The sequence below is a fragment of the Saccharothrix violaceirubra genome (assembly GCF_014203755.1).
In the GTDB taxonomy this organism is placed as follows: domain Bacteria; phylum Actinomycetota; class Actinomycetes; order Mycobacteriales; family Pseudonocardiaceae; genus Actinosynnema; species Actinosynnema violaceirubrum.
In genome coordinates this window covers 1596341-1613726 of record NZ_JACHJS010000001.1, presented here as the reverse complement: position 1 = coordinate 1613726, position 17386 = coordinate 1596341, and the positions used below count along the sequence as shown (strand labels likewise).

The 17386-nt window shown below is 72.8% G+C and carries 17 protein-coding genes; 7 read left to right on the top strand and 10 right to left on the bottom strand.

Features of this window, described 5'->3' with window-relative positions; genetic code table 11:
• The first annotated feature begins 163 nt into the window (after positions 1 to 163).
• Together F4559_RS08105 and F4559_RS08100 are read left to right on the top strand one after the other, a co-directional pair.
• Positions 164 to 1546, top strand: coding sequence for a DUF8225 domain-containing protein (locus F4559_RS08105; RefSeq protein WP_184667186.1), 1383 nt, complete (start codon positions 164 to 166; stop codon positions 1544 to 1546).
• A 30-nt stretch (positions 1547 to 1576) separates the two neighbouring features.
• On the top strand, positions 1577 to 3190 hold the full coding sequence (locus F4559_RS08100) for a Dyp-type peroxidase (RefSeq protein ID WP_184667184.1): 1614 nt from the start codon (positions 1577 to 1579) through the stop codon (positions 3188 to 3190).
• Positions 3191 to 3213: 23 nt separating this feature from the next.
• Here F4559_RS08100 and F4559_RS08095 read toward each other — a convergent pair whose 3' ends face one another.
• From F4559_RS08095 to F4559_RS08075, 5 genes are all read right to left on the bottom strand, one after another.
• Positions 3214 to 3651: a hypothetical protein gene (locus F4559_RS08095; protein WP_184667181.1), complete on the bottom strand. Its 438-nt coding sequence runs from the start codon at positions 3649 to 3651 to the stop codon at positions 3214 to 3216.
• Positions 3652 to 3709: 58 nt separating this feature from the next.
• The gene (locus tag F4559_RS08090) at positions 3710 to 4309 is read right to left on the bottom strand and encodes a hypothetical protein (RefSeq protein WP_184667179.1); all 600 of its coding nucleotides are present in this window, start codon (positions 4307 to 4309) and stop codon (positions 3710 to 3712) included.
• A 65-nt stretch (positions 4310 to 4374) separates the two neighbouring features.
• Positions 4375 to 4980, bottom strand: coding sequence for a response regulator transcription factor (locus tag F4559_RS08085; RefSeq protein ID WP_184667177.1), 606 nt, complete (start codon positions 4978 to 4980; stop codon positions 4375 to 4377).
• On the bottom strand, positions 4977 to 6071 hold the full coding sequence (locus tag F4559_RS08080; protein ID WP_221447168.1) for a sensor histidine kinase: 1095 nt from the start codon (positions 6069 to 6071) through the stop codon (positions 4977 to 4979). The genes F4559_RS08085 and F4559_RS08080 overlap by 4 nt, the downstream gene beginning before the upstream one ends.
• Positions 6072 to 6079: 8 nt before the next feature.
• The gene (locus F4559_RS08075) at positions 6080 to 6868 is read right to left on the bottom strand and encodes a hypothetical protein (RefSeq protein ID WP_184667175.1); all 789 of its coding nucleotides are present in this window, start codon (positions 6866 to 6868) and stop codon (positions 6080 to 6082) included.
• Between the two features lie 406 nt (positions 6869 to 7274).
• Here F4559_RS08075 and F4559_RS08070 point away from each other — a divergent pair, with 406 nt between their 5' ends.
• Genes F4559_RS08070 through F4559_RS08060 form a run of 3 tightly spaced genes read left to right on the top strand, consistent with a single transcriptional unit; the run spans position 7275 to position 9264 of the window.
• A complete protein-coding gene (locus F4559_RS08070; RefSeq protein ID WP_184667173.1) occupies positions 7275 to 7448 on the top strand; it encodes a hypothetical protein in 174 nt (57 codons plus the stop codon).
• 17 nt (positions 7449 to 7465) lie between these two features.
• On the top strand, positions 7466 to 8122 hold the full coding sequence (locus F4559_RS08065) for a response regulator transcription factor (protein ID WP_184667171.1): 657 nt from the start codon (positions 7466 to 7468) through the stop codon (positions 8120 to 8122).
• Complete coding sequence (locus tag F4559_RS08060; RefSeq protein WP_184667169.1) at positions 8119 to 9264, top strand: sensor histidine kinase; 1146 nt, start codon at positions 8119 to 8121, stop codon at positions 9262 to 9264. Before F4559_RS08065 ends, F4559_RS08060 begins: the two co-directional genes overlap by 4 nt.
• On the opposite strand, the gene F4559_RS08055 is transcribed toward F4559_RS08060, so the two are convergent.
• The gene (locus F4559_RS08055; RefSeq protein ID WP_312865518.1) at positions 9165 to 10079 is read right to left on the bottom strand and encodes a MerR family transcriptional regulator; all 915 of its coding nucleotides are present in this window, start codon (positions 10077 to 10079) and stop codon (positions 9165 to 9167) included. The two genes, F4559_RS08060 and F4559_RS08055, sit on opposite strands and share 100 nt — an antisense overlap.
• 63 nt (positions 10080 to 10142) lie before the next feature.
• Between F4559_RS08055 and F4559_RS08050 the strand changes: the two genes are divergently transcribed.
• Positions 10143 to 10886, top strand: coding sequence for a maleylpyruvate isomerase family mycothiol-dependent enzyme (locus tag F4559_RS08050; protein WP_184667167.1), 744 nt, complete (start codon positions 10143 to 10145; stop codon positions 10884 to 10886).
• Between the two features lie 41 nt (positions 10887 to 10927).
• Here the strand turns inward: F4559_RS08050 and F4559_RS08045 are convergent, their stop codons facing one another.
• Genes F4559_RS08045 through F4559_RS08035 form a run of 3 tightly spaced genes read right to left on the bottom strand, consistent with a single transcriptional unit; the run spans position 10928 to position 14214 of the window.
• A complete protein-coding gene (locus tag F4559_RS08045; RefSeq protein WP_184667165.1) occupies positions 10928 to 11893 on the bottom strand; it encodes a sporulation protein in 966 nt (321 codons plus the stop codon).
• A gap of 24 nt (positions 11894 to 11917) precedes the next feature.
• Positions 11918 to 12934, bottom strand: coding sequence for a hemolysin family protein (locus tag F4559_RS08040; RefSeq protein ID WP_184667163.1), 1017 nt, complete (start codon positions 12932 to 12934; stop codon positions 11918 to 11920).
• A complete protein-coding gene (locus tag F4559_RS08035) occupies positions 12931 to 14214 on the bottom strand; it encodes a hemolysin family protein (RefSeq protein ID WP_184667161.1) in 1284 nt (427 codons plus the stop codon). Before F4559_RS08035 ends, F4559_RS08040 begins: the two co-directional genes overlap by 4 nt.
• Positions 14215 to 14369: 155 nt before the next feature.
• Between F4559_RS08035 and F4559_RS08030 the strand changes: the two genes are divergently transcribed.
• Positions 14370 to 14768 (top strand): MerR family transcriptional regulator, encoded by a 399-nt coding sequence (locus F4559_RS08030; RefSeq protein ID WP_184667159.1) that lies wholly within the window; start codon positions 14370 to 14372, stop codon positions 14766 to 14768.
• On the opposite strand, the gene F4559_RS08025 is transcribed toward F4559_RS08030, so the two are convergent.
• Positions 14725 to 17193, bottom strand: coding sequence for a tetratricopeptide repeat protein (locus F4559_RS08025; protein WP_184667157.1), 2469 nt, complete (start codon positions 17191 to 17193; stop codon positions 14725 to 14727). The two genes, F4559_RS08030 and F4559_RS08025, sit on opposite strands and share 44 nt — an antisense overlap.
• Positions 17194 to 17386: the final 193 nt, after the last annotated feature.

Below are 17386 nucleotides of genomic sequence, written 5' to 3'. Positions count from 1 at the left end.
CCCATGGTGGTGAGCCGGTCGGACGCACCGGAACCTCTTCCCGGCGGATCGACACGATAGGGGAACCGCCTCACTCACAAGGGCGAAGCAGTCCGTATCCGGGGTGCGGTCGATGCGTCCGAACGGGACGTTGGGCGCATCGGCAGAACGCGAGGTGCGCACCATGTTCCAGCAGACCGCGGTCGGCGTCCGCTACGACCCGCCGGGCGGGCTCGACGACTTCACCCCCCGGCAGCGGGAGCAGTGGCACGTCGCCGTGTCCGGCTGGTTCGACGAGATCATCGCGTTCCACGAGGAGCACACGCTGCGCCCCGGCGACCCGTGCCAGTACTACAACCAGGCCGAGACCACGCCGCCGACGCCCGGCCTCGTGCAGGCGATCCCGTGGAACGCCCTGTCGAACACCCTGGTGCGCCGCAACGGCCACGCGAAGGCGCTGGAACTGGCCGAGCGGCTGTACCCGCTGACCGACCGCATCGACGGCGCGGGCGCGTACTTCACCGGCGAGGTCTGGGAGAAGACCTATTACCGCCCGCACGACGAGTACTGCGAGTTCCGCGTCGAGCACGACGCCCAGGGGAAGATCGCCCGGGTGGTGTTCACCTCCGAGCCGCCCGAGTACTGGCAGGCGCTGCACGGCGACACGCTGCCCGGTTCGGCGCCGGGGTCGGCCGCCCGCTACGACTTCGACCCCAACCGGGACATGCTGCTCGACCTCTACCGGCGCCACGTGCACCCGTCCGTGCGGCTGGCCGACCTCCAGGCCGCCGAGGACCTGGTGGACGAGTCGTCCGGCGAGGTGATCGTGGCGCGCGGCGCCTACAACCCGTGGAACCGCTGGAACACCACGCACGGGATCATGCACCTCTGCCAGCCCGCGAACACGTTGACCGCGGAGATCGTGCTCGGCGCGGACGCCACCGTGCCGCGGGCGCGCGGTGGTCGCCCGATCGAGCACGCGGACGCGCTGCTGTGCGCGGCCGGCTACGGCGGGCCGATGCGCAACAGCGACCCGACCATCGGCGGCAGCGTGAACGTGCTGGCACGCCAGGGTTTCTGGATCACGCTGCGCAACCCCGTCGGCCTGTACATGAACCACCTCGACCTGGCCGGCATCACGCACCGCGACGGCCGTCCGGTCACGGCCGACTACTTCCGGGTGGAACGCGGCGACGCGCGGCAGCACCTGATCGAACGCGCCGTGTTCGAGATCCCGCCCGACGCGCAACGCCGCACGGGCGAGCCGGAGACCGTGGGCGACCTGCTCATCGCGGGCGACCCGATCCGGTACGGCGCGCAGCTCGCCGAGCGGATCACGGTCGCGCTGTTCGGCGTGGCCAACCCCGGCGAGTTCCGCACCACGCCCCTGCCGGCCACGCACCGGGGCTGCCAGGACCGCGTGAACGGCATGTTCCTGCGCGTGGTGCCGGTGACCGACGAGTGTCCGGACGGGACACGGCCGGCGTTCGACTACCCGGGCTCGGCGGACGTGGCGCACCTGCGCCCCGCGCCCGAACCGCACAAGCCGCACCGCCACCGGGCGTAGGCGACCCACCGCACCACCGAGGAGCGCGCCATGACCATGCCGGGACCGCGGCGGGCCGAGCAGGTCCGTCCCGACACCGAGCCGATGCTCGACGCCGACGAGATCCAGGGCAACGTCGTCCCGGGTTTCCTCAAGCCCCACCTGGCCGTGCTCGCGTTCACGATCGCCGACCCCGCCGCCGCGCGCCGGTGGTGCCGGCTGGTCGCCGACCACGTCACCACGCTGCGGCACGCGATGGGGTCACGGGAACGCGTGCGGTCGCTGATCGCGTCCCGGACCGCGGCCAAGCTCAACGCGCTGGAGGCGGGCGGCTCGTTCCGGGCCACCGGCGAGGTGGGCGCGCTGCTGGTCGAGGGCGGCGTGGACGACACGTGGACGAGCGTGGCTTTCAGCCACGAGGCGATGGGCAAGCTCACCGACGACCCCGGCGTGGACGAGTTCGCCGACCGGGGGTTCGTGCTGGGCATGACGGCCCGGTCCGGCGCGTTGGGCGACCCCGCGGGCTCGACCGACGGGTGGGTGGTGCGCGATCCGGACGTGCTGCTGGTGGTGGCCGCCGACCGCGAGGAGAACCTGCGCCGGCACGCCGAGGACATGGTGGCGCTCGCCGAGTCGCACGCGGTGCGCCTGGTCTACCGGGAGGAGGGGCACAAGCTCGACGAGGTCGGCCGGGAGCACTTCGGCTTCCAGGACGGGGTGTCGCAGCCGGGCGTGCGCGGCCGGTACGCCCCCGACCGGTTCGTCACGCCGCGGCACGTGGTGGACGACGCCGACCAGCGACCGGAGGCGTGGCTGTACGGCCGGCCCGGCCAGCACCTGGTGTGGCCGGGCGAGTTCGTGTTCGGCTACCCCGGCCAGGGCAGCGACCCGATCCTGGCGGGCTCGACCGCGTCGCGCGGACCGGCGTGGAGCCGCAACGGCTCCTACCTGGTGTTCCGCCGGCTGCGGCAGGATGTCGCCGGGTTCCACGAGTTCCTGGACCACGCCGTGACGCAGGCCGGTCCCGGTGTCACGCGGGACAAGCTGGCCGCCGACGTGGTCGGGCGCTGGCCCAGCGGCGCGCCGGTGGCCCGCACGCCGACGCGCGACGTGCCGGAACTGGGCGTGGACGCGTTGCGCAACGACCACTTCGGGTTCGGGTCGGACAGCCGGACGCTGCGGCTGACCGACGGGTCGACCACCAACGGCCTGTACCCGGAGGCGGGCGCGGACCCGGTCGGGCTGGTGTGCCCGCAGTTCGCGCACATCCGCAAGGTGAACAGCCGGACCGCGCCCAACGACGCGGGCGGGCTGACGGCCTCGTTCACGCGGCGCATCCTGCGGCGTGGTCTGCCCTACGGCAAGCCGACCGACGAGGACCGGGGCCTGCTGTTCCTGTCCGTGCAGGCGTCCATCGTGGACCAGTTCGAGTTCCTCAACACCCGGTGGATGGGCGACCGGACGAACCCGCGCGCGCCCGGCGGGCACGACCTGTTCATCGGTCAGAACGGGCAGCCCGGCGAGGACCGGGTGCGCTCGGCGACCCTGCTGCGGCCCGACGGCGCGCACCCCGTGACGGCGCCGCGCGACTACGTGACGGCGACCGGCGGCGGCTACTTCTTCGTGCCGTCGCTGTCGGCGCTGCGGGACGTGCTCGGCTCCTGAGGGTCGAGGCCGTGCCTCGCGCGCTACTCGGCTTCGAACCACTCGCGCACCGGCGGCTTGCGCAGCGCACCGACCAGGTAGGCCATCGCGATGGAGACCAGGACCAAACCGACTCCCACCCACAGCAGGACCGTGAACCCCGCCTCCATCGATCCCCGGACGATCGGGCCACCGGCGGCGAAGACCGACACCATCGCCAGGCGGGTGGTGCCACTGATGAACGCCTGGTCCGGATCGTCCCCGGGCCGGGGGTCGGCGAGGCGTCGCGGGGCGATCAGGTTCAGCACCGCCGCGCCGCCGATCACCACCACCGCGAAGGCGAACCGCACCCAGCCGGCGCGGATGTCCAAGGCGACGGCCGTGTATGCGAGCACGGCCAGGCACGCCGCGCCGGACACCCGGTGCGTCACTGTCAACGCGATCACCGGGAACGGTTTGGTCCGCGAATCGGTCGATTCCATTCGACGATCCCCCCGCCGTGGACGCTAGTCGGTCGGTTTCCGATTCGGGAGTGCCGATTCACCGGCGGCGGGCGTTGCGCGGCAGGTGACCCTGGCTGATCGAATACCGGTGCTTGGCCACGATCCAGCGTTTGACCGAGGACTGGGCGCCGAGGATCAGTGCCGTCAGGCACAGCAGCACCATTCCGACGCCGATCAGCGCCGAGGCCGTCAGCGCGCCGAGGGTGACGATCGACCTCAGGCTCAAGGCGCCGAGCACGAGGCTGAACCCGGCGGCCATGCGGGACGCGATCAGGTTCGGGAAGTACCGGTGCGCGGCGGACATCGCGGCGACCGCGTGCAGGACGCCGAGCAGCACGGTGATCAGCGCGAGCAGCGCGACGAACGCCAGGTTCAAGCCGTTCACCGCGTGCAGCAGTGACAGCGAGGAGGCCAGCGAGATCACCACGCCGCCGACCGTCAGCGCGGTGATCACCCAGTGGATCGTCATGACCACGCCGAGCGCGCCCGGCTTCGGCGGCGGCCCGCCGTACGGGTCGTACTGGGGCGGATGACCCTGGGCCGGAAAGTGCTGGTACTGCTGCGGATAAGGCTGCGGTGGATACGGCTGCCGCGGGTGTCCGCCCGGAGCGCCGGACCACTGTGGTGGATATGTCATCCGTCTTCCCCCCTGGGATCGCGTGGACTGTACTGGCCGGTCCGCGGTCCTGTTCGGAGAACGAATCAGATCCAGCCGTTGTCGTGCGCCACGCGGAAAGCCTCGGCACGGGTCGGCACGGCCAGTTTCGTCACGACCGCGGCGAGGTGGTTGCGCACGGTCCCGGCGGACAGCCCGGTGCGCCGGGCGATCGCGCCGACCGGGGTGTCGAACTCGGTCAGCCGCAACACCTCCAGCTCACGCCGCGTCAACGGGCACGGTGGCGCGGTCAGGGCGTCGGCGGCCAGGGCCGGGTCGACGTAGCGGGCGCCGGAGTGCACCCGGCGGATCACGTCGGCCAGCGTGCCGCCGGGCGAGCCCTTGGGCAGGAAACCCTTGGCACCGGCCGACAAAGCCTGTCGCAGGTGCGGCGGACGGCCCTGGCCGGTCAGCACGACGACCGCGCACGACGGCAGCACGCGGGCCAGCTCGGCGGTGACCTCCAGCCCGTCGAGTCCGGGCATCCGCAGGTCGACCACCGCCACGTCGGGCCGGTGCGCGCGGGCCTCGTCCACGGCCAGGCGCCCGTCGCCGACCCGCGCCACCACCTCCAGGTCCGGCTCCAGCTCGAGCAGGGCGGCGAGGGCGTCGCGGATCATCTCCTCGTCGTCGGCCAGCAGCACGCGGATCACGGCACGGGCACCGCGACGTCGAGGGCGAACACGTCACCGTCCCGCTCGACGCGCAGCGTGCCGCCGACCTCGGCCACGCGGTCGGTCATGCCCCGCAGGCCGAACGCGTGCCGGTCGGGTCCGGTACCGGACACCCCGTCGTTCACGATCCGCATCCCGATCCCCTCGCCGTCGGACGTGATGTCGATCGTGCACCACGCGGCGGCGCTGTGTCGCAGGATGTTCGTGCAGGCTTCCCGGACCACGAACGCCAGCCGCGCGGCCACTTCGGACGGCACCGGCGCGACGGTGGTCGCGCAGCGCACGCCCGCGTCCCGCAGCACGCCGGCCGCCGCCGCCACCTGGTCGGCCAGATCGACCTCCCGGTACCCCGCCACCGCTTCGCGCACCTCGGCCAGCGCGGTGGCGGCGAGGTGGCGGGCCTGCGCGGACTCGCGGGCCGCGCGGTCGGGATCGGCGGCGGCGAGGCGTTCGGCGAGTTCGGACTTGAGCGCGATCACGGTGAGCCGGTGGCCGAGCAGGTCGTGCAGGTCACGCGCGAACCGCAGGCGCTCCTCGGTGACGGCGAGCCGGGCCCGTGCCTCCCGGCCGGCCCGGGCGTCGAGCAGCAGCGTCCACAGCCACAGGGGCACGACCGTGCCGCCGACGACCGCGGCGCCGACCGACGCCGCGATCACGCCGTGCACCACGGGCGATCCGCCGGTGACCGCGCCGACCGCCACGGCCAGGCCCACCGCGCCCACCGCGGCGGGCCACCTCGACCGGCCCGTGATCAGGAACGGCAGGATGCCCGCCGTGGCACCGCCGATCCACGCCCAGGTGTACCGGTCGGCGGGACCGACCGGCGCCACCAGGAGGATCGACACGGCGGTGGCCGCGAGCAGGACCCACAGCGCCCAGCGGGGGGCGGGCGGCTCGGTGACGAAGCGCAGCACGGCCGCGTGCCCGGCGACGAGCACCCCCAGTCCGACCATGCCCAGCCAGTTGTCGGGATCGCGCGCCAGCACCGCCGCCGGGACCCACAGGCAGCACAGCACCAGCACCGCGACGCCCGCCAGGATCGTCCGGCGCACCCGGACCAGGTCGTCCACCCCGCACCTCACAGCCACACGGACAGGATCGTCGCCGCGACGACGAAGTCCACCACCGCGCACCACTCCGCCCACCAGCGGGGAACCACACGGTCCAGCCGGTGGTGCACGACGTCCCACACCGCGTGCAGACCCCAGCCCGCCGCGACCAGCCAGGCGGCCATGCGCGGATCGGCGTTCGACGCCACGACGGCGAGCACCGCGTAGGCCACGAGTCCGGCCAGTTGGGCGGCGAGGACCCTCCGGTCCCGCAGGTGTCCCTTGGCCATGCCGAACACCAGGTAGGCCCCGGGCAGCACCAGCAAGGCGACCGGCCACGGCACGAGCGGTTCCGTCCACTGGTCGAACGTCATCGCGAGCGCGATCCACGTCGGCCCGCGCCGGCCGACCTCCTTGACCAGCGGGTGCGCGTCGCTTTCCCCGTGCGGCCGGGTGTACTCCTCGCGGTGCACGAGCATCGCGGCCACCATCGCCGGGAGCATCAGCACGTGCCCGCCGGTGAGCACGTGCTCTCCGTCCAGCACTCCGAGCCAGTGCGGCACGAGCAGGACGAGGTAGGGCAGGAACATCGCCGCGCCCATCTCGACGACCCGCGGCCACGGGTGGCCCCGGTAGCGCATCCACAACGCCATGGCGACGGTCATGTCCGTCGCGGTGACGAGCGCGACCACGTCCGGCCGCTGCCCCGCCCATTCCCAGGCGGGCGCGAGGAGTTCGACACCCACCAGCATGGCCACGACCATCTCCACCGCGTGGCGGAGGAACCTGCCTGTCGTCTTCCGCTGTCCGACCTTCATGGCACGAGCTTCGGGCGTGGCGGCGCACGATCCCATGGGGTGATCGCACGGTCGACCCATGCGTTCCGCACGGGTCGGTTGTGAGGCCCGGATAAGGACTTCCGCTGACGCTCCCGAGATCGGCCGGCCGGTAGAAATCGCAGGCGACGAAAGGGGAGGGTCCATGAGGTTTCGGAAGACGGCGGTCGTGCTCGGGATCGCCGCGCTCACGGTGACGTGGTCGGCGGTGCCCGGGTCCACCGCACCGGGGTCGACGGTTCCGGGGTCGGCAGGGCAGGGGTCGGCAGGGCAGGGGTCCGCGGTCGTGGGGTCCGCGGTCCCAGGCTCGACGGTGCCGGGCTCTGGAGTGCCGGGGTCGGGAGTGCCGGGGTCGGGAGTGCCGGGGTCGGGAGTCTCCGGCTCGGCGGTGCCCGAACCCGCGGCATCCGGACCGGGCGACCTGGCACGGTGTGTGGAGGCGAACGGTGGCCGGGTGCTGATGGTCGTCGCCTCCGGTGACGTGGTCGTGCGGATCGCCGCACCGCCGGGGGACGAGGGGCGGCACACCGAGGCCGCGGTCTGGAAGTGCACGCGAGGCTGACGACGGAGGGGTGCCGGGTGCGGGTGCTGGTGGTCGAGGACGAGGCGCTGCTGGCCGAGGCGATCGCGGAGGGGTTGCGCCGCGAGTCCATGGCGGTGGACGTGTGCGCCGACGGCCTGCGGGCGTTGGAATCGCTGGCCGTGCACGACTACGACGTCCTCGTGCTCGACCGGGACCTGCCCGGCGTCCACGGCGACGACGTGTGCCGGTCGGTGGTCGAACGCGGCACGGTGCGCGTGCTCATGCTCACCGCCGCCGCCGAGGTCGCCGACCGGGTGCGCGGGCTGGGCATCGGCGCCGACGACTACCTCACCAAACCGTTCGCGTTCGCCGAACTGGTGGCCCGGGTGCGGGCGCTGGGCCGCCGGACCACGCCCGCGCTGCCACCGGTGCTGCGCGCGGGCGACGTCGAGGTGGACACCGCGCGCCACCAGGCCACCCGCGACGGGAGGTTCCTTCCCCTGTCGCGCAAGGAGTTCGCGGTGTTGGAGGTGCTGATGCGGGCGCGGGGCGCGGTCGTGAGTGCCGAGGAACTGCTGGAGAAGGCATGGGACGCGCACGTCGACCCGTTCACCAACGCGGTACGGGTGACGATGGGGACGCTGCGGCGCAAGCTCGGCGTCCCCCCGGTGATCGAGACCGTGCCCGGCGTCGGCTACCGGATCTCGCCGTGAGGGGCGGGTGGTCGATCAGGACGCGGCTCAGCGTCCTGATCGGCGTCCTGTTCCTGACCGGCGGGACCGTGCTGCTGCTGGTGACCTACCTGCTGGTGCGGACCAACCTGCCGTCGCCGGTCGAGTTCTCCGTCCGGGGCGACACCTTCCGGATCACCGAGGACCACCGCTACCGGGACGAGGTGTTGCGCACCTTGATCGCGCAGTCGTGGGTGGCGCTGCTCGTCGCCGCGGTGCTCGCGGTCGCGATCGGCCTGGTGGTGACCGACCGCATGCTGCGCCCGATCCGGTGGATCACCGCCACGGCCCGCTCGCTGGGCGCCGACGACCTGGACCGGCGCCGGCTCGCCCGGACCGGTCGGCGCGACGAGCTGACCGAACTGGCCGACACGATCGACGGCATGCTCGACCGGCTGGCGGACGCGTTCGAGGGCCGACGCCGGTTCGCCGCCGACGTGTCGCACGAACTGCGCACCCCGTTGGCCACGCAGCGGACGCTGATCGAGGTCGCGTTGGGCCGGCCCGACGTCAGCGCCGACACCGGGGAGCTGGGCCGACGGCTGCTGACGCTCAACGTCCGCACCACGAGGCTGATCGAGGGACTGCTCGTGCTGGCCCTGAGCGACCGGGGCCCGGCGACCCGCGAACCGGTGCGGCTGGACCACCTGGTACGCCGGGTGGTGGACGCGGCGGGCGGCGACATCGCGCTGGAGGCGGACCCGTGCCCGGTGCTCGGCGACGCGGTGCTGCTGGAGCACCTGGTGCTCAACCTGGTGCAGAACGCGGTGCGGCACAACGAACCCGGCGGTCGGGTCCGGGTCCGGGTCGGTCCCGACCTGTGGGTGGAGAACACCGGGCCGGTCGTGCCCGAGGAGCTGGTGGCGTCGTTGACCGAACCGTTCCGCCGAATGGACCGCGCGGGGTCCGACCGGGGCGTGGGACTGGGGCTGACGATCGTGGCGTCCGTGGTGGCCGCGCACCGCGGGACGTTGTCCGTACGGGCCCGGCCTGGGGGCGGGTTGTCCGTGCGGGTGGCCCTGCCTCACGCCCCGACCGAGGACGCGAGCGAGTCCTGCAGCCAGGCGTGGGTCTCGCCGAGCGTCACGGTCCCGCCGGTCACGACGCGGACGCGGGACCAGTAACGGCGCATCCGGGGGCCGCGGTCGACGGCCATGGACGCGAGCAGCCCGGACCGGAAAACCCGACTGTCGCGGCGGCCCCGCACGGCGGCGTGGGCGGCGACGAACGCGTCCAGCGCCGGACCGCGACCGGGCGGCACACCGGCCGCGACCAGCGGCAACGCCTCCAGGCAGGCCGCGCCGACGCCCTCCTGGAGCGCGGCCTGGTCGAGGATGTCGTGGAAGTGGCCGCGCGCGTCCTCGAGCAGCCGGTACAGGGGCGAGCGGTCGGCGACCATGGCGACGAGTTCGGCGTACGCGACGACCTGCGCGGCCGTCGGGTCGGCAGGGGGCGGCGGCGCGGTGACGTCCAGGAACATCGAGAGGGTCTCCCCCGGCACCGGGCCGGTGAGGTGCCGGTGCCAGAACGCGGTCAGCGCGCCGTGCGCGGCCCGCCCGTCCTGGGCCGCGGCGAGCAGGTCCAGCCGGGCGGCCCGGTCCACCGGCGTCGCCTCCTCGACCGCCCGCAGCGCGGCACGCCGCCAGGCGAGCGCGGCGAGTTCCTCGTCGACGGCCACGCGTTCGGCCGCGACCGCGTCGGCCAGGCCCAGCCGCCCGGTGATCACCGACGTGATGGCGGGCAGTCCGAGGCCGAGCCGGCGCAGGCGGCGCACCAGGTCGAGCCGCTCGACCGTGTCCCGTCCGAACCGCCGGTGACCGCCGACACTGCGCACGGACTCCAGTACGCCTTCGTCGCAGTAGAACCGGATCGTGCGCACCGGCACCCCGGTCAACCGCGCCAGGTCGCCGATGCCCAACGTGTCGCCGGTCACAATCACTGGAACCTCCAGCCGGGTGGAGTTCCTACGGTACGGAGGTCGACCGAGAGGAAGGGAACCCGGATGGACACCGCACGACTCGCCACGACCCTGCGCACCCAGACCACCCGTTTCGCCGCCGCCGTGACGGCGGCCGACCCGACGCTCGTCGTGCCGACGTGCCCGGACTGGCGCGTCCGCGACCTCGCCGCCCACGTGGGCCAGGCCGACCGGTGGGCGGCGGGGATCGTCCGCACGGGCGTGCCCGCCCCGATCCCGGACCCGGCCGACGCGGACCCCGGCGATCAGGCGGCCTGGGCGAAGTGGCTGGCGGAGGGCGCCGAGGAGCTGATCGACGCGGTGCGCACGACCGGACCGGACACCGCGGTGTGGACCCTGTTCGGGTCGCTGCCGGCGGTGTTCTGGTTGCGGCGCATGGTGTCGGACACGACCGTGCACCGGATCGACGCGTCACTGGCGGCGGGCATCGTCGCGTCGATCGACGACGACCTGGCACGTGACGTCGTCGACGAGGGACTGGAGCTGCTGACCGCGCCGACGGCGGCCGACCTGCTGCCGGCCCTGGCGAACCTGCGGGGCGACGGCCAGACGCTGGCGTTCGTGTCGCCGACCGCCCACCCCTGGCACCTGACCCGTACCCCGGACGGCGTCACCCGCGCGCACGACCGGACGGACGCCGACGTCGTCGTGACGGCGTCGACGCCGTTGCTGCTGTCGGTGATCACCCGTCGGACCCCGCCGACGCGGGCGACGGTCACCGGGGACGCCGCGCTGCTGGACCACTGGCTGGCGCACACGTCGTTCTGACGAACGGTCCCCGCCCGGCGCGGCCGGGCGGGGACCGGGGATCACTCCTCGTCGAAGCCGAACGCCTCGCCGCCGTCCTCGAACGCGTCGTCGAGCACCTCGCCGATGATCATGCCGCCGACGACGCCCGCCGCCGCGCCCGCGACCACGCCGCCGACGCCCGAGCCGTGATGCCCGTGGTGACCGTGGTCGTAGCCGTGGTGGCCGTGCTGTCCGGGATGCCCACCGAACGCCGACGCGCGCTGGGACACCTGCGTCAGCCACTGGTCGATCAAGGTCGCCCAGTCGGTGCGCGGTGCGTCCTGGTGGGAGACGTGGAACCGGCCGAACGCGTCGCCGCCCGACGAGAACGCGCCGCCGCGCTTGTCCGCCTCCAGCACCACGACCAGCTCGTGCGGGCTGGTCACGAAGGTCAGCTCGACCTCGTCGACCCGCCCCGCGTGGTGACCGGGCGGGGAGAACTCCAGCTCCTGGTAGAAGCCGAGTTCCTGGTGCACGCCGTGGATGCGGCCGACCTCGACGTCGGTCTTGCGGAACTGGAAGCCCAGCCGGCCGAACGCGTCGAGCACGCTGTCCTGCGCGGGCAGCGGGCCGACGAGCAGCAGGTCCAGGTCGCCCTTGTCCGGTGCGCCCGCGATCACCAGCTCGGTGCGCACGCCGACGCCCACGCCGGGCAGCGGTTGGCCGCCGATGGCGGTGATCGGGGTCTCCCACGGCAGCGGGAGCCGGAACGGCACCGCGAGAGCCTGGCCGGGTGCCACGACCACGTGTTCGGCGACCACGACGCTGAGGAACTCGGCGTTGCCGCCGTACTCGTGGTCGCCGTGCTCGACCTCCACCCGCGTGACCAGGGACAGCACGATGCGGTCGATGCGCGCCTCGGCCGATCCCCCCTGGATGCGGACCTGGCCGGAGACGGCCTGGCCGGGCACGGCGTGCGGGGTGTCCAGGACGGTGTCGACGGACGGGCCGCCGACGCCGAAAGCGCTGAGCATCCGCTTGAACATGGGGGTTCTTCCTCCCGGAGTAGGTCAGGACGGGTCGGTCTCGTCCTCGAAGTCGCCGATCAGCTCTTCGAGGAGGTCTTCCAGTGCGGCGATGCCGACCACGCGGTCGGCCGCGTCGGTCACCAGCGCCAACTGCGCCCGGCCGGCCCGCATCTCGGTGACGGCACCGGCCACCGGCGTGGCGGCGGACAGCACGAGCGGGCGGGACATGAGGTCGCGTGCGGTGCCCGAGGGCGTCCGCACGGCTTCGCGCACGTGCACCAGCCCCACGTACGCGCCGGTCGCGTCCACGACCGGGAACCGCGACCGGCCGGACTCGCGGCTGCGGTGTTCGACGTCCGCCGCGGTCGCGTCGCCGGTCACGCCCACGACCCGGTCGATCGGCACCATGATCTGCTCGACGGTGGTCCGCTGGAGCTGCAGCATCCGCGTCAGGAGTCGTTGCTGGCCCTCGGGGATCAGACCGTGCTCGCCGGACTGGCGGACCAGCAGCCTGATGTCGTCGGGCCGGTGCTCGCGCGCCAACTCGTCGCGCGGCTCGACCTTCACCAGTCGCAGCAGGGCGTTCGTCAGCCGGTTCAGTCCACCCAGGACGAACCGGACCGAGCGCGCGAAGAACCGGAAGGGAATCGCCAGCAGCAGCGCCGACCGCTCGGGGTGGGTGATCGCCCACGACTTCGGCGCCATCTCGCCGACCACCATGTGCAGGAACACCACCACCACCAGCGACAGCGTGAACGCGATCGCGTAGGCCGCCGACTCCGGCAGCCCGGTCGCGGCGAACAGCGGGTCGAGCAGGTCGGCCACGGCGGGCTTGGCCAACGCGCCCAACCCCAGCGTGCACAGCGTGATGCCCAGTTGGGCACCGGCCAACATCAGCGACAGCTCGCGGATGCCCGCCACGGCGGCACGCGCCGCCCGGCTGTCCACGTGCTCCAGCCGATGGCGCCGGGCCGCGATCAACGCGAACTCGGCGGCGACGAAGAACGCGTTGGCCACCAACAGCACCAGCGAGACGACCAACGCCCACGCCGGGCTCATCGGGCCACCTCCAGCACGACCACGCCGGGCACGTTGCGGGTCACCTCGGCGACGCGCAGCGACACGCCGTCGACCTCCACCCGGTCGTCCGGCTCGGCCACGCGCCCGAGGCGGTGCAGCAGCAGTCCGGACACCGTGTCGTAGGCGTCGTGGAGCGGCAGTTCCACGCCGGTGGCGTCGGCGATCTCGTCCAGCCGCATCCGGCCGGGCACGCGCCACACGCCGTCGACGATCTCCTCGATGGACTCGGCGACCACGTCGTCCTCGTCGTGGATCTCGCCGACGAGTTCCTCGGCCAGGTCCTCCAACGTGACCACACCCGCGAACCCGCCGAACTCGTCGACCACGCAGGCGGTCTGCCGACGTTCGGACCGCAGCCGTTCCAGCACGCCGGGCAGCGCCAGGGTGGCCGGGACGACCAACGCGGGCACGGCGACGGCGCCGACCGGCGTCGTGGTCCGCTCCCGGGGCGGCACGGTCAACACCTCGGCCAGGCCGACGATGCCGCGCAGGTCGTCGGTCCCGTCGCCGATGACCGGGAACCGGGAGTAGCCGGTGTCGAGCAGGTCGACCACGCGCGAGACCGGCTCCTCGGCCCGCACGACCCGCACCGACACCCGGGGCGTCATGGCCTGTTCGGCGACGAGTTCGCGGAAGCCGAGGCCGCGGTCGAGCAGTCGGGACAGTTCGGGGTCGAGGTGCCCTTCGGCGCCCGCGTCCCCGATGATCCGCTTGAGGTCTTCGGGGGTCGCGCCCTGCGGCAGTTCCTCGACGGGCTCGATGCCGACCGCGCGCAGCAGCCGGTTCGCCGCCGCGTCGAACAGCCGGATCACCGGACCGGCGATCCTGAGGTAGACCACAGTGGACGGTGCCAGCGCCTTGGCCAGCGCCTCGGGTTCGGCGATCGCGAGGTTCTTGGGGAACAGCTCCCCCAGGACCATCTGCACGACCGTGGCGACCACCAGCGCGACCGCCATCGACAGCGGCACCGCCACGGCGGGCGGCAGCCCGAGCAGGTCGGCAAGGCCCGTGCCGAGCAGCGGTTCGGCCACGTAGCCGACCAGCAGCGCGGTGACCGTGATGCCGAACTGGGCGCCGGAGAGCATGAACGAAAGCCGTTGCGTCACGCGGTAAGCGCGCGCGGCGGCCTTGTCGCCGTTCTCGGCCAGGTGGTGGAGCCGGCCCCGGTCGACCGCCATGTAGGCGAACTCCTGGGCGACGAAATAGCCGGTCGCGGCGGTCAGGGCCAGGATCGCGAGCAGTCCGGAGAGGATCAACACGGCGCACCGGCGCCGCGGGGGTCAGGCCGGGGATTCCCCGGCCCGGTACTGCCTGTGCCGTCGTCGGCTGAGCTGGGCATGCGACCAACACTAGCACGTGGCGCTGTATGGTTTGGAGAGGATAGGGTGTAACCCGGTCGAGGACGGGAGGGGACGTGGCCGAGGCACTGCTCAAGATCGGCGAGCTGGCGGCGCGCGCGGGCGTCAGCATCCGCACCGTCGACTACTACACGACGCTCGGCCTGATCAGCCCCGCCCAGCGCACGGCGAGCAACTACCGCCTCTACCTGCCCGGCGACGTGGACCGCATCCACCTCGTACGACGCCTGGAGGTGCAGGGCCTGCCGCTGGAGGAGATCTCCGCCGCGCTGACCACCACCCGGGCCGACGTGACCGCGATCCTCGACCGGATCACCACCGACCTCCAGACCCTCCAGGCCGCGGTGGACGGCGCGTCACCGCAGACCCAGGGCCTGTTGGCCGCCATCGCCACCCGGGCGCACTCGTTGATCACCGTGGCGCTCCAGATCCCGCCGGACCTCCTGATTCCCTGACCCGACGTGCCAACGTGAGGATCATTTCGGTCTCCCGGGTGTCCGGGTGCCCGTCACCCAGCACTCTTCGCCGATCGACCAGGACGGACTCGAACAGGGAAATCGCCCGGTCGAGGTCGTCCACCTCCAGGTAGGCACCGGCAAGGTTGTTGCGGCAGACCAGGGTGTTGGGGTTGTCCGAACCGTACCGGCGGTCGACCTCTTCGAGGACCTGTTCGAGGATCGGGATCGCGCGGTGCGGATCGCGCTTCAGAAGCGCGGTGGCGAGGTTGGCGCGACCGGTCAGGGTGAGGTGCCCGTCGACGCCGGAACTCCGCCCGGCCTCGGCGACGATCGTCTCCAGCACCGAGATCGCCCGATCGTGGTCGCCGACGTACTGGTACATCGCGGCGAGGTTGTTGCGGCAGGCCAGCGTCCGGGGGTGATCGGCCCCGAAGATCCGCACCACGTCGTCGAGCACGGCCCGGGACAACGCGATCGCCTGGTCGTGGTCGCCGGCCAGCCCGTACGCGAGTGCGAGTTCGTGGCGGACGACCAGCACATCGGGATGGGACGGTCCGAGAAGACGCGCGGCGTCGGCATCGAGGACGCGCAGGGATTCGATCGCGCCACCGTGGTCGCCCGCCGCCATGCGGGCGACCGCGAGACCACAGCGGGCCACCAACGTCTCAGGATGTTCCTCACCCACGAGAACGGACATGCCTCGTACCGCTCGCGCGTGGTAGGCCAGGGCACCGGCGGTGTCCCCCGCACCAGCGAGATACCGGCCGATCCTGTCCAGCACACGACAGGCGGCGAGACCGTCGACCTCGACGCGGTCGAGCAGCGCCCGTGCGTGCGGCAGCAGCACCCGGTACACCGGCCGGTCCTCCGGATTCTCGTGGTCGAGTCCGGAAAGGACATGGGCGAGCAGATCCGTTGCGACCTCAAGCGCTTCGGAGATGTCGTCGGCGTCGCGGTGCGGGTCGGCGGGGTCGGACGTGCGGCTGACCGCCTGGACCAGGCGGTGCACGGCGATCGTGTCGCGGTCCAGCGTGATCATGCTGTGCGCGGCGAGTCGGCCGAGCGCCTCCACCACCGCGACGTGGTCGGGATTCACGTCGAACAGGTGCCGGGGAATGGCTTCCGGGGCGAACCAGGCCATGATTCGCAGCAGGTCGCCGGCCAACGGCGTGTCCGCGAGCCGGTCCAGGGTCACCTTCCAGACGCGGGCCACGGTCCGTTCCGCCTCACCGCCCTCGGCGGTCGCGGTGAACATCCGGGCCGGGAACCGGGCCAGCAGGTCGAGATACGCGGTCGGCGTGATCCGGGCCTGGGCCAGGTAGGCACCGGCCTGCTCGACGGCCAGCGGCAGGAAGCCCAACTCCGCGCACAACTCCGCGCCGCCGGTCAGGTCGGCGTCCGGCCACTCGACACGTACGCACCGTTCGAGCAGGTCGAGGGCTTCCGCCGGGGACAACACGGCCAGAGCGACCGACTCGGCCAAGCCACGCCACCCACTCCCCCGCCGGGACGTGATCACGATCGTGCCGGTACGCACCCGCGCCAGCAGCCGGGCCGCGTCGGCCGGCGCGGTGAGGTTGTCCAGGACCAGCAACCACCCGTCATGCCCGGTCAGCCACCGCACGGCCGCGTCGGCACGCTGCTCCGACGGCAACTCGCCCGGCACGACCTCGGCCGCCAGGTCGGCCAACCCCGCGTCCAGCGCCGTCGGCGAATCGGCCGTGATCCACCACGTCGGGGAGAACCGGTCGGCGTGCAGCCGGGCGAACCGGGCCGCCAGGGTGCTCTTGCCGACGCCCCCGAGGCCGTGCACCGCGACGACCACGGCCCGTCCCGACGACGCCACGGCCGCCTCCAGCCGTGCCAGCTCGTCGACCCGGCCGACGAACACCTCCGACCCGGCGGGCAGGCGTTCGACCGACGGCCGGCCGAACTCCGGAACAGGACCGAGCGGGGGCTCGATCTCGGCGGGCTGGTCGAGCAGGAACCTCAACAAAGATTCCACTCCGGGCAGCGTCAGCGACGGGACTTCGTACACGGTCGACGACGCGGGCGCCAGGAAGTCCGGCACGCCGGCCACCGTCTGGCCCGGCACCACCACCGGCACGAAGCGCTCGATGCCCCGCACCTGGTCGGCGTAGAAGGCGTCCCGGATCAGCCGGGCCTCCCACTGCACGCCCCGACCCTCGACCACGCGCCCCTCGGCCCGCTCGCGATACGCCGCCGACGCGATCACCAGCACGAAATCCGCCGCCCGGACCTGGTCCCCCATCCACAACGCCCAGTCCCGCCGACTCTGGGCCGCCACCCCGTCCCACACCGCGTCGACCCCGCACGAACGCAGCAGAAGCCACAGCTCCCGCACGATCGAGGCGTGCTCGTCCGACTCGTGCGCATACGAGAGGAACACCCGGACCGCCACGCAGCCTCCCCACGTCACCACCACCAACGATCGCTTACGAACACATGACCGTTGCACCAAGCCCCGTAGCCGTGCTCTCACCCAGAGTGCCGATCACGCTCCGCGTTTGGAGGGTTTCCACAAAAATCACGCCCCGGCACGTCAGGTGGCCGCGATCAACCTACCGAACGGTAACCAGGATGCTGTGGGGATG